At 39.2% G+C, this 11873-nt stretch carries 11 protein-coding genes and 1 pseudogene; 3 read left to right on the top strand and 9 right to left on the bottom strand.

Annotated elements, in window-relative coordinates; genetic code table 11:
- From B3Y13_RS03745 to B3Y13_RS03755, 3 genes and pseudogenes are all read left to right on the top strand, one after another.
- A pseudogene (locus B3Y13_RS03745) lies at window positions 1–1038 on the top strand (phospho-sugar mutase); the annotation flags it as partial.
- Window positions 1039–1098: 60 nt separating this feature from the next.
- On the top strand, window positions 1099–1740 hold the full coding sequence (locus B3Y13_RS03750) for a 3'-5' exonuclease (protein WP_296020800.1): 642 nt from the start codon (window positions 1099–1101) through the stop codon (window positions 1738–1740).
- An 11-nt stretch (window positions 1741–1751) separates the two neighbouring features.
- Window positions 1752–2087 (top strand): hypothetical protein, encoded by a 336-nt coding sequence (locus B3Y13_RS03755; protein ID WP_296669060.1) that lies wholly within the window; start codon window positions 1752–1754, stop codon window positions 2085–2087.
- 53 nt (window positions 2088–2140) lie between these two features.
- Here the strand turns inward: B3Y13_RS03755 and B3Y13_RS03760 are convergent, their stop codons facing one another.
- From B3Y13_RS03760 to B3Y13_RS03800, 9 genes are all read right to left on the bottom strand, one after another.
- The gene (locus B3Y13_RS03760; RefSeq protein ID WP_296020811.1) at window positions 2141–3106 is read right to left on the bottom strand and encodes a LysM peptidoglycan-binding domain-containing protein; all 966 of its coding nucleotides are present in this window, start codon (window positions 3104–3106) and stop codon (window positions 2141–2143) included.
- A gap of 103 nt (window positions 3107–3209) precedes the next feature.
- On the bottom strand, window positions 3210–4448 hold the full coding sequence (locus tag B3Y13_RS03765) for an HD domain-containing protein (protein WP_296020820.1): 1239 nt from the start codon (window positions 4446–4448) through the stop codon (window positions 3210–3212).
- Between the two features lie 3 nt (window positions 4449–4451).
- Window positions 4452–5255 carry a hypothetical protein gene (locus B3Y13_RS03770; protein ID WP_296020826.1) on the bottom strand — a complete coding sequence of 268 codons (804 nt, stop codon included), beginning with the start codon at window positions 5253–5255 and terminating at the stop codon, window positions 4452–4454.
- Window positions 5255–7012: a DNA repair protein RecN gene (gene recN / locus B3Y13_RS03775; RefSeq protein WP_296692803.1), complete on the bottom strand. Its 1758-nt coding sequence runs from the start codon at window positions 7010–7012 to the stop codon at window positions 5255–5257. The genes B3Y13_RS03770 and recN overlap by 1 nt, the downstream gene beginning before the upstream one ends.
- Window positions 7005–7847: an NAD(+)/NADH kinase gene (locus tag B3Y13_RS03780; RefSeq protein WP_296020841.1), complete on the bottom strand. Its 843-nt coding sequence runs from the start codon at window positions 7845–7847 to the stop codon at window positions 7005–7007. Before B3Y13_RS03780 ends, recN begins: the two co-directional genes overlap by 8 nt.
- 68 nt (window positions 7848–7915) lie before the next feature.
- A complete protein-coding gene (locus B3Y13_RS03785; protein ID WP_296669063.1) occupies window positions 7916–9001 on the bottom strand; it encodes a DegT/DnrJ/EryC1/StrS family aminotransferase in 1086 nt (361 codons plus the stop codon).
- A gap of 65 nt (window positions 9002–9066) precedes the next feature.
- Window positions 9067–9543, bottom strand: a complete 477-nt coding sequence (locus tag B3Y13_RS03790; protein WP_296020855.1) for a chemotaxis protein CheW — start codon at window positions 9541–9543, stop codon at window positions 9067–9069.
- A gap of 49 nt (window positions 9544–9592) precedes the next feature.
- Window positions 9593–10882 (bottom strand): NAD(P)-dependent oxidoreductase, encoded by a 1290-nt coding sequence (locus B3Y13_RS03795; RefSeq protein ID WP_296669065.1) that lies wholly within the window; start codon window positions 10880–10882, stop codon window positions 9593–9595.
- Window positions 10883–10973: 91 nt separating this feature from the next.
- Window positions 10974–11774: a ComF family protein gene (locus tag B3Y13_RS03800; RefSeq protein ID WP_296669068.1), complete on the bottom strand. Its 801-nt coding sequence runs from the start codon at window positions 11772–11774 to the stop codon at window positions 10974–10976.
- Window positions 11775–11873 lie beyond the last annotated feature (99 nt).

Below are 11873 nucleotides of genomic sequence, written 5' to 3' on the forward strand. Positions count from 1 at the left end.
GGAACAGGCGCAATGCACGTTGAAAAAGTTCTCGGAGACCTCGGACTCAAAGTTATCACAGTTCCACAGCAAAGAGAGCCGGACGGAAGATTCCCGACAGTTGAAAAGCCGAACCCGGAGGAAGCTCCGGCGCTTAAGCTCGCAGTTGAGCTTGGCGAAAAAGAAAAGGCTGACTGCGTAATGGCGACCGACCCGGACGCAGACAGATTCGGAACTGCATTCCCTGGAAAAGACGGAAAATTTGTTCTCGTCTCTGGAAACCAGATGGGCGCGCTTTTATGCGAGTACGTTCTTCTTTCAAGAAAAGAGCTTGGAAAAATGCCTGCAAGCCCGGCCGCAATCCGCTCAATCGTAACATCGCCTTTCTGCGACTACATCTGCAAGAAATTCGGCGTGAAAATGCACGAGTGTTTGACAGGATTCAAATGGATTGCCGCAGTCGAAGACGAATTTGAAAAAGACGGCTCAGAAAATTACGTTTTCGGTCTTGAAGAGTCTTACGGCTACAAAGTCGAAAAAGAAGTGATGGACAAGGACGGCGTTTCAGCGGCTGCAATGTGCGCGGAAATGACGCTTTACTGGGCTTCAAAAGGAAAATCGATTCTCGAGCATCTTGACGATATGTGGAAAGAGTACGGATTCTTCGAGGACAGAGCGATTTCCCAGTATTTCCCTGGCTCGGCTGGAAAAGAAGTCATGGCAGGAATTATGACAAAGCTCCGCGCGGAAGGCTTAAAAGTTCTCGGCGGAAAGAAAGTTCTTGAAATCCGCGACATTCAGGAAAGCGTCTCTTACAATCCTGAAAAACCGGCTGAAAAGTCAAAAATCGCGCTTCCAAAGTCAAATGTTCTCCAGTTTGTGCTTGAGGGCGGAACAATCGTTTCAGCGCGCCCGTCAGGAACAGAGCCAAAAATCAAGTTCTATATCAACTCTCGGACAGAGGTCAAAGGAACTCTCGACGAGGCGAAAAAAGAATCGGCAGAAAGCTGCGATTTAATTTCAAAAGAAATCAAAAATCTTCTTGAAAATGCAAAATAATTAAAAAAAATGGACTGCCGGCAAAACAAATTGCAAAAGCTGGCAGTCCAAGTTTTATTCATGAACAATAACCTGCACTTGATTGCGTCAAACAAAAAAATTCTCTCTCTTTATGAAGACGGCGCTGTTTTTTGTGCCTTTGACACAGAAACTTCCGGACAAAATCCAGAAAATTCAAACATAATCGAAATCGGCGCAGTAAAATTTACAAAGGACAGAGTTCTTGAAAAATTTTCATCTTTAATAAAAGCTCAATCTCCGTTAAATCCGTTTATTGTTGGCTTGACAGGAATCAACGACAAAATGCTGGAAAATGCTCCTTTAGCAGAAAAAATCATTCCAGAATTCAGAAATTTTTGCAAAGGAACAATTTTACTGGCGCACAATGCACAATTTGATCTTCGTTTTATGAACGCAGAATCACAACGCCTCGGTTTTTTGCCGCTGCAAAACAGCGCGGTCGACACGCTCAGACTAAGCAGGATTATGCTGCCAGAAAACAAAAGCTGGAAACAGACATTTCTTGCAGACCAGTTCAGCATAGACAAGGGACATGCACATCGCGCCTTTGACGATGCAAAAGTCTGTGCCGAAATATTTAAAATTTTAATAAAAATGCCAGTTCCGCAAAAAAAGAAAAAACAGAGGCCTAGAATCTACTCGGAACAAACATATTCTCTCGCAGTCCAGGCATTGTTATAAGGCAGGCAAAAATGGAAACAAAACTGAAAAGCAATCTTTCGAATTTTGAAGCAATTGATTACATTCAACGGGACATGGAATTCAACAAACGGATAAACTTTTCCGACATGATTGAATATATAAAAAGTGAACTCCACATTTATCTAAAAACAGACAGCATTGCTCAGACAAATTCAACTTATTCAAACCGTTTCGGTCAAACCTTAAACATTACAACTCTTGTCTGCAAAAATATAAAGGTAATCATCCGCGAAAAAATCACATCGGAAGCAGATGTTAAATTTGTTTCTTTGGATAGCGAAAATTTGGCCGAAAACCAAAATCCAAATTCAATAGAAGAAATATAAATTCCCACTAAAAAAACGATATAAAATTCTCAAACCGCAGATTTTGCCAAAAACTAGCCACGAGGAGCTTTTGCAGGGTCAATCGGAAGTCCGTTCTGAAAAACCATAAGGCTTATTTGGCTTTTTGAAGAATAACTGTCAATTCCTGCCGTTCCAATCTGAGTTTTAAAATCGATATAATCGCCTTTAGAAACCAAAACTTTTCCAAGTCCGGTGTATGCGTAAATATGGCCGGTTTTGCTTTGAATAAAGACAACGTTTCCAAAACCGCGGTAAGTTCCGCTAAACATTACAGTTCCAGACTTTATTGCATCGACAGGCTCGTCCTTTTTTGCACTGAGCGTTACGCCGCTAACTTTTCCGTTTACGTAAGCAACTTCAGGCTTTTGAACAGGCCAGACAAGGTTCGGATCGCCTTTTTTTTCAGAATAATTATGAGTATCGACAATAACGGACGGCAACTGATTTTTTAATTCAGAATTTTTTGATGTCGGGGCAGTAGTTTTTGAAGTTTCAGTATTTTTTACATTCTGATTAGAAGCAACCGCAGAAAGTGCCGGAATTTTTATTTTTTGCCCGACCTTAAGTCCAGATTTTTCGTCTGTTCCATTCAATTCGTAAAGCTGCTTTACACTTACCGAAAAATTTCTGGCAATTGCGTACCAAGTGTCGCCTTTTTTGACTGTATAAGCCTGAGTATTTTTTTCAAAATTGCTTTTTTCGGTTTTAGAGCCGCTTTTTGAATCATTTTTTGAAGCAGAATCATTTGTTTTTGCTTGAACCGCTCCGCTTTTTTCCGGAATTACAAGTTTTTGTCCGATCTTTATATCTGTACCGCCAATTTTGTTTACATCTGCAATCGATTGAACCGTTGTATTATATTTTTTTGAAATTGAATAAAGAGTTTCGCCTTTTTGAACAGTATGAGTCAATTCAGCAGACAAAAAACCTGAACAAAAAACACTGACTCCAGTAAAAAAAATTGCAGTTTTTACATTTTTAAAAAATACAGACTTCATAACTCATATATTTTCGGCAAAAAATATATGTTTTAAAGGCAAAAAAAATATAATTACAGTTTTTTATAAAAAAATGCCAATTTAAAAAGCGAACTGCGGCTTTTTAGTCAGAAACAACTTCATCAAAAATTTTTCGAATTTCTATGCCGTTTATAACAAGTCCTTTTGCATATCCGTTCAAGGTGTGTTTTCTTCCGCCACGAAGATGCGCGCTCGTAATTCCATATTTTATTGAACGGTCCGCTTCTATCAATGCGCTCAAATGGTCGGCAAGACGGACAGTTTTTCCGTCAACAGGATTAAATTCGTCAAAATTGTATTTTCCGTTCAAATCTTCCCATTCAACTTTCTGAACCTTTTTATTTCCGTTTTTTTGCTTTTGCTGAATTCGGTTTGAAAACTCGTCATTTGTAAAATAAATAATTTCGTCAGCATAAAAATCATCCATAAGAGGAACAAGTTCGCGGTTGACTATTTCATCCTCGATTTTTTTTACAATGTCAGGAAGAGCGTCGGTTGCCTGCTTTACAGGAGAAATAATATCTCGTGTTACGGCTTCCGGCAAATCGTGAAAAAGAGCCGAAAAAAAGTCGTTAAAAAGACGCTTTGGGCACATTTTAACTTTTGTGTCCCTCATCAAAAGAACAGTAAGGGCGGCAACAAAATAGCAATGTCCAAGCACGCTTGTCTTTGGAACTCTCGGAGTTTGATTCCATCTTGTCTGAAAACGCAGCTGTTCAATCATCATAATAAAATCGAACGGCCGCTGCCTCGTAACAAGAAGCTGCATTCCGCGCAAATCCAGATATTTCTGAATTTCCTGATTCAAATCCTTTTTTATTTTTACAATCCGCTCTTCTTCGTTTACACATTCAATCATCTGAAGTTCGCGCATTGAAGCAAATTTATGGGCAGCACGCAAAACCCGCGCAGAAAGCTCAAGTTCCTTTGGCATAGGAAAATTTCCGGCAGTACGTGCAATATAAAGTGTAAAATCTGAATAAAGAGTTTCGTCTTCAATTATGTCTTTGTACTGTTTTAAAACCCATTCATTCAGTTTTAGATATTCCTGCGGAAACTGACGGCGAATCATCTGCTGAACAGGACTTTTTATGTCGCACAATGCAATTTTTTTTAGAAGCTCAAAAAGAGAGGCGTTTATAATCCATTCCCAGTCAATTTTATTTCCGGCTTTTTCTTCGTATTTTCCAATTATGTACGCAACAATCATTCGTTCCGCCGCCTTGTCCATTTCTACAAGTTCAAAAGGCCGGACCAAATCGTTCCATCGTTGAATAGAAAAACCTTCAAATAATTTTAGAATGAATTTTTTATTAAGCATATTTTAGCTGGCAATTCCTGACTTATGATCTGCATCAAGTTTTTCTTTCCAAACCACAGCTTTCTTTTTAGTTTCTTCTGCTTCATCTTTCATGCCTAATAAAATCTGAAGGCGGCGCAATGCAAGAAGATAGTTTATCGCCGCGTTCATATCGTCAATGCGATGCGTTGAAAGTTCATACCGGTCGCGATATTGAGTTGCAGACTGATCCAAAAGTTTTAAAACAAGCCGAATATAATAAACTGTATTGTCGTAATCTGCAGAACGAGGATCAAAATAATCTTTGCAGGCTTGTTTCATTGGAATAAGGTTTTTTGCAACTGTACAAAAACGGCCTCTAAGCTCAACAAAAGACCACTTCCATTTCGTATTTTCTCCGAAAGCGTCAACCAAAAGTTGAATTGCAAGTCCAAGTTTTTTTACAAGATAAAATCTTTTTTCAAGAGGAGTATTTTCGATTTCGGCAACTTTGTCTTCAATTTCGATGTAAGGGCAATTTATAACAGCAGTAACAACTTCTTCAAGCTGAATTATTGCCTTGTAAAGACATTTTCTTGCGTCGTTGAGAGCATCATTATTTTTAGTATCAAGAATTTCGACAGAAAGATTGTTTATTGCAATCCACATCGTTGCAATATAAATCTGATCTTCGCAAAGAAAAAGTTTTTTATAGCCGACATTGTTTTTTTCTTTCTCGATTAAAGCAAGAACCTCTTTTTCTTTTTCAAGATGAGCATTTATTTCATCTTTGTATGGAACAATTTTTTCATTAAAAAGCTCTCTGTTTTCTGTTGAAATCTTCGCCATTAGCTTTCTCCAGTACCCGAAAATTTTGCAAGCATTGATTTTGCATGTTCCAAAGATTCCTGACTCGCCGCATCACCGGAAAGCATACGCGCAATTTCGGCAACCCTCTGCTCTCCTTCAATCGGAGCAACTTCGGTATTTGTCATTCCTTCAGAAACACTCTTTGTAATCTTAAGCTGATTATCGGCATAAACAGCTATGCTGGCAAGATGTGTTATACATAAAATTTGACATTTTTTTGCAAGATTTTTTAAATGCTGTCCTACAGAAACCGCAACTTCTCCACCGATTCCCGTATCGATTTCATCAAAAACAAGGGTTCCGACACTGTCTGTTTCCGCAAGAACAGTTTTTAATGCAAGCATAACGCGGCTCAATTCACCGCCAGAAGCAATTTTAGCAAGGCTTTGAAGCGGATTACCGGGATTGGCCGCAATCAAAAATTCAATATCGTCCATTCCATAAGGACCGCATTTCTGTTCGATTTGAGAGCCATTTTTTTCCGCAACATTGACTGCAAACCGCGTATCTTTCATTCCCAAAGTTTTTAAAATCGCCATAACCTGCCCGGACATTTTTTGAGCGGCAATTTTCCGGCTGTCAGAAATCTCTTTTGCCTGCTTATAGACATTCTTTTCAAGCCCGGCAATTTCCGCTTTTAAGGAATCCTTGTTTTTTTCGCCGCCACTAAGCTCTGCAAGCCTTTTTTGCGCGTCAAGTCCGAATTGAATCACTTCTTCAACCGGCGCATTGACCGACGAAGCATATTTTTTCTTTAAATTATAAATCAAAGTAAGCCTGTCCTGAACAAAAGCAAGTCTCTCAGGATCAAAAACAAGACTGTTTTTATAGGAAGAATATTCACCTGCAATGTCCGAAAGTTCATAAAATGCGCTTTCAAGACGGCTATCCAGAGATTCAAGATTTTTATCAAGCTGACAGGCGTGCTGTGCTACGGAACGGATTTTCTTTAAGAGCAAAACCGCTCCGCTAGAACTTTCTGCGCCTTCCAAAGTCTGGCAGATAGAATCTATGTCTTCGTAAAGTTTTTCAAATGAAGAAAGCCTCTTTTCTTCGTCCTCAAGCTCTCTGTCTTCGCCTTTTTTTAGTTTTGCATCTTCAATTTCTTTTACAGAAAATGTAAGAACATCGATTTTTTGAGCGCGTGTTTTATCGTCAGACAAAAGTTCATCCAAATTTCTGCGCTTTGCAACCAAATTTGAATAAAGAGCCGTAAATTCTTCAACTTTTTCGTCCAAACCGGCAAACGAATCAAGAAATTTTCGGTGCTCGCTAACGCGCATCAACGACTGATGCTCGTGCTGACCGTGAATGTCGATTAAAAAATTGCAAAACGAAGCCAAATCCGCCCGAGTGACAGGAGTGTCGCCTATCCAGGCGGCAGATTTTCCAGTATCGCGAACTGCACGGCGAATCAGAATTCTATCATCTTCGCTCTCAATTCCATGCACATAAAGCCATTGCGCAGGAGTTTTTATGTCATCTTCGTTTATTTTTGATGAATCAACAGGAGACGAAAGTCCTTTTATGTAAAAAGTTCCAGAAACCTGAGCTGTCTGACAACCAGTTCTTATATGTTCAACGCCGCCTTTTCCGCCGAGCAAAAAAGTCAGCGCTCCGATTAAAAGCGATTTTCCGGCACCAGTTTCTCCAGAAAGAACTGTAAATCCGTTTTTAAACTCAACACTGGCACTGTCGATAAGGGCAAAATTTTTGATTCTTAAATCCTCAAGCATTTGGACCTCCAGACCAGTTCAATTTCTGGCGCAATGATTTATAAAATTTTTCCTGAGTGCAGCCAACCAAAAGCGCTTTGTGCGGTGACTGATGAATTTTTATTATGTCGTCGACATGCAAATCGTTCGGAATCTGCCCATCAACCGTAATTATTACATCGCTTACACGGCTTGGAAGAATTTTTGTAGAAAGGCCATTTTTCGGGCTCAAAACCAAAGGCCGGCTCGAAAGGCTAAATGGATTTATTAAAGTAAGACACATTGCATCGATATAAGGATCGATAATCGGACCGCCTGCGCTTGCAGAATATGCTGTCGAACCTGTTGCGGTCGAAAGAATCATTCCGTCGGCAACAAACCGGCCGAGAGGAGTTTTTCCGTATTCAACTTCAAAATTAATTGTGTGTGCAGAATTTTTAGCACTAATAACGACATCATTCAAACTTACAGCCGAAAAACGTTTCAGTCCACCGCGAATTATCTCTGTTTCAAGCATACTGCGGCTGACAATCAAAGATTTTCCGTCCAAAAATTGATGCAGCTGTTCTTTCCATTCATTTTTTTGAACAGAGGCAATAAAACCAAAGGTTCCAAAATTTACAGGAATAATAGGAATTTTTTCAGGCGCACAACCTCTGGCCGCAAAAAGCACCGTTCCGTCGCCACCCAAAGTTATTACAAAATCGTATCCGCTAAAAGGATATTGCTCGCAAAAGCCATTGAACAGAAAAACATCGCCTCGAATTCCACATTTTTCAAGGTAAGACTTTATTTCTGCTCCCATTTTTTGAGATTCTTCTTTATATGTGTTAACGATGATTAAGCAACGAACCATATTCTCTCCCATAAAAAGTCAAGATTAAAACTTCAGTTTTAGGATTAACTTTTTACTGCAATCTTTTATTACGGCAGGGTTCCCAAAACTTTTGCAATTTTTGCGGCAGATTCTGAACCAAGCCGAGGATACAAAGGAAACAAAACCGTCCTTAAGCTCAAAGATTTTGCTATTTTTAGCTCCTGCAGCTGTGATTCATCAAGATGGGCGATTACGCTATCAGAATATGCAGGCTGAATTTCAATTTCCTTTTTAGAAGCATACTGCTTTACGTCTTTTACACTTCCGTTCAAAACAACAGGAAAAGACCAGATTGTAGAAGCATTGTCACTGTCCCTCACAAAAGTTCTGTTTTTTCCACTCATCAAAGAACGCTGAAAAACTGCGAACAAAGTCTTTCTTGCCTGCTCATTTCTGTTGAATTCCTTTAGCTGAATAAACGCAAGAGCGCTGTTTATATCTGGCAAAATATCTGTCCGCGGAGCAGAATCTGTATATTTTTTTAAAACAATCCATTCCCGGCGCTGAGGAGCCATTAAAACAGCGCCGCCACCGCCAGTCACAGTATCAAATTCTTCAAGCCCAAGAATAGAAAAAATTCCAAACGAACCTGCCTTTCTCTCAAGTTTTTTGCCGGCTTTTTTTTCTGAATTTTCTTCAGTTTCGGCATTTTCCGTTTTTTCCGGCAAGACCGCTCCAAAAGAATGAGAAATATCTTCGATTACAGGAATTCCAAGCGAAATAATTTCTTCGATTTGAGGAAGAATTCCCATTGTTTCGTGCAAAATCAAAAGTCTTCCGCCGTTACTTATTCCTTTTTGAACAATTTCTGCATTTACTAGACCAGTCTGCTCTTCAACATCCAAAACAAGCGGTTTATATCCAAGTTTTTGAATTGCATCATACTGCCAAAAAGGAGCCAGAGCGCTCAGCATAACAGAAGTATTCTCAGGCAAATCAAGAGCTTTTAGCGCATAAGAAAGGGCGATCGAAGGGCTTCTAAAGGCAACGGCGCCGTCACAACCAGAAAATTCCTTTAACGCCTGAATAAATTTTGAATTGAGTTCTCCTGGACCAGTTTTTTCGTCAACCATACAGGTTAAAACCGCATCCATCTCTTTTCTGCGTATCGTAGAACTGAAAGTCTGAATCATTTTTTACTGAAACCTATTTTTTTATCTATTGCCTCTTTTTAGGCACGGATTTAATCCAAAACTATCTATTCTGAATCAAAAATTTTCTGAAGTTCTTTTGGATTAAACAGTTTGCGGATATTGAGCATAATAAGATAATTGTTCTCCTGACGGATTACACCCTGAATGTACTCAGTTCCAATTCCGCTAATCATCTGAGGAGGATCTTTTACATCAGACATATCAACGGTTACAACTCTGGCGATTTTATCAATGATGATTCCAATTTTGTTGTTATCAATATTCAAAATAATAAAACCGCCGTCGAACTCTTCTTCGTTTGATGAGCTCTCAAGTTTTTTTATCTGAAAACGCTTGTGCAAGTTCATTACAGGAATAATCTCGCTTCGGAGGTTAAAAATACCTTCAACGTAATAAGGCGCATTCGGAATTTGGCGTACATCACAGACTTTTACAATTTCTTTTACGTCCATAATATCAACGCCATAAAGCTCCTCGCCAAGCTGAAATGTTACAAGTTGAATCTGAGTTCCTTCTGCCATTTTTTAACCTCTTTATTCTGAGAATTTATTTTTCAAGCGAATTTAAAACTTAAACTCCAAGAAGTTTTCTTGCTTCGATATAATCCGCAATTCCCTGTGCAACTTTTTTTGCTTCGCGCATTGCAAGAACAACTGTCGCAGGCTTGTGAACAATATCACCGCCAGCAAAAACACCATTTTTCGTAGTCATGCCGTAAGGAGTCTGTTTTGTAATTACATATCCGGATTCATCTACATCGATTCCGGTTGTCGAAGAAATTACAATGCCAGCAGGCTTTGAACCAACAGCAATCAAAATCTTGTCTGCCGGGAGAATTTTTTCTCCTTCAGGAGTTGAAACCTTAAGACCAGTAACTTTTCCGTTTTCGCCGACAACTTCAATCGGAGTGTGTTCCCATCTAAAATCAACTCCGTCTTTTACAGCTCCATCGTATTCTGCATGCGCAGCCTTCATAAATTCAATTGTACGACGATAGCAGTCAACAACAGAAGAAGCCTTCATCATAACAGCTGTGCGGCAAGCATCCATTGCAACATTTCCTGCTCCAATTACGATAACTCTGTCGCCTTCCTCAACAGGAACTTCAGAGCGGTCTACTTTTTCATCAAGGAAAAGACGTGTCATCCGAAGGAAATATGAAGACTGAATTACACCTTTCAGGTTTTCGCCAGGAATTCCAAGTCCTTTTGCAACTGATGTTCCGGCACCGATAAATACAGCTTCAAATCCTTCTTCAAACATTTTGTCGATTGTAATATCTGTTCCGACCCTTGTATTGCATACAAAAGTTACACCGAGAGCCTCGATATTTTTAATTTCGCGGCGGACAACCTCTTTTGGAAGACGGAAATCTGGAATTCCATAGAGCAAAACACCGCCCGGTTCTGACTCGCCTTCATAAACTACAACATTGTAGCCTTTGCGCGCCAAATCACCTGCAACAGTAAGACCAGCAGGACCTGAGCCTATTACAGCAACCTTGCCTTTAGTTTTTGGAACTAACTTTTCTGAAGAAAGCTGATTTTCTGAATAAAAATCTGCGATAAATTTTTCAATACGACCGATTTTTATCCCTTTTCCCGACTTATAAAGAACACAATGTCCTTCGCACTGATTTTCGTGAGGACAAACACGTCCGCAAATTGCAGGAAGATTGCTCTTTTGAGAGATAATTCTATAGGCTTCTCCAATATTTCCCTGAGCAAGCGCATGATTAAACTGAGGAATTTCGTTTTCGATCGGACAGCCTGTGCGGCAAAGCGGTTTTGGACAATTAAGACAACGGCGCGCTTCTTTTACCGCTTCTGCTACTGTATAACCTGGAATTTCTTCCTTCATAATATTAAGTACCTCTATTCTTATATTTTAATAGTCAACTTTAAAGTCGAATTATTAGAAATTATACCGTCAAACCAATAGAAAATCAAACCTAATCAACAATAAACAAAGTCAACGCAATAATATTTTTAATTCCAGCCTTTTTTAATTCAAAAGCGCAGGCTTCAAGAGTGCTTCCTGTGGTCATAACATCATCAAGAAGAACTACAGTTTCCGGAAGAGATTTTAGTAATTTTTGAATTTCTTTTTGCGGGCGCAGAACAAAGGCATTTTTTATCTGCTCAAGACGATGCTGCCGGTTCAATTTTTTCTGCTGAAAACGAGTAAGCCTCCTCAAAAAAGGCAAAGTTTGAATTCCATACAAATTCCGCAAATAAAAGCAAAGCTCGTCAATTTGATCCCAGCCCTTCTGGCGAATTTTTCCAGGACGAGGAGGAACTGGCACAACAGGCAAAATTATACCTTCAGAATTCCATAATTTTGAAATTTCTGCAATTTTTTTAAAAGCAAACGAAGCAAAGACCGGAGAAAGGACTCTTTTTTCCTCAGTTTTCCAGGCAAAAAGCAGATTTTTCTTCCAAAGCCGATACGAAAAAAGAGAAAAAGAAGAATCTACGCTAGAAAGAATTTTTTGGCTTCGGCAAGATGAACACAGTTCAATTTCGCTCACGAGAATTTTTCCGCAGACCGAACAGCGTTTTGCTCCATTTTCAACAAAAAGTTTTTGAAGGCAGATTTTGCAGACAGGAATTATTCCGCTGTTTTTTCCGCAGCACAGACATTCTTCACCGCCAAGAAAAAAAACTTCAACATGCCGGAAAAAATTCATCAAAAAAAGAAAAAGGAACGAGATTTTTGTCCTGAGAGTTTTTGAAAACTTTGTTTTATTCACATAAATATAATTGTAAACAAATAATAAAAAACACACATCTTTTACGCGTTTTTTGAAAAAAATCCACCGTCTGCGGCAATAATTGCACGTCATCAAAAA

This window comes from Treponema sp. UBA7567 (assembly GCF_002476655.1).
Lineage (GTDB): Bacteria > Spirochaetota > Spirochaetia > Treponematales > Treponemataceae > Treponema_D.

Bases quoted from the DNA above. Each gene is read 5' to 3' on its own strand.
- B3Y13_RS03795 (WP_296669065.1), bottom strand. From the start codon at position 10,882: ATGAAGGAAGAAATTCCAGGTTATACAGTAGCAGAAGCGGTAAAAGAA.
- recN (WP_296692803.1), bottom strand. From the start codon at position 7,012: ATGCTTGAGGATTTAAGAATCAAAAATTTTGCCCTTATCGACAGTGCC.
- B3Y13_RS03760 (WP_296020811.1), bottom strand. From the start codon at position 3,106: ATGAAGTCTGTATTTTTTAAAAATGTAAAAACTGCAATTTTTTTTACT.
- B3Y13_RS03790 (WP_296020855.1), bottom strand. From the start codon at position 9,543: ATGGCAGAAGGAACTCAGATTCAACTTGTAACATTTCAGCTTGGCGAG.
- B3Y13_RS03785 (WP_296669063.1), bottom strand. From the start codon at position 9,001: ATGATTCAGACTTTCAGTTCTACGATACGCAGAAAAGAGATGGATGCG.
- B3Y13_RS03765 (WP_296020820.1), bottom strand. From the start codon at position 4,448: ATGCTTAATAAAAAATTCATTCTAAAATTATTTGAAGGTTTTTCTATT.
- B3Y13_RS03755 (WP_296669060.1), top strand. From the start codon at position 1,752: ATGGAAACAAAACTGAAAAGCAATCTTTCGAATTTTGAAGCAATTGAT.
- B3Y13_RS03780 (WP_296020841.1), bottom strand. From the start codon at position 7,847: ATGGTTCGTTGCTTAATCATCGTTAACACATATAAAGAAGAATCTCAA.
- B3Y13_RS03750 (WP_296020800.1), top strand. From the start codon at position 1,099: ATGAACAATAACCTGCACTTGATTGCGTCAAACAAAAAAATTCTCTCT.
- B3Y13_RS03770 (WP_296020826.1), bottom strand. From the start codon at position 5,255: ATGGCGAAGATTTCAACAGAAAACAGAGAGCTTTTTAATGAAAAAATT.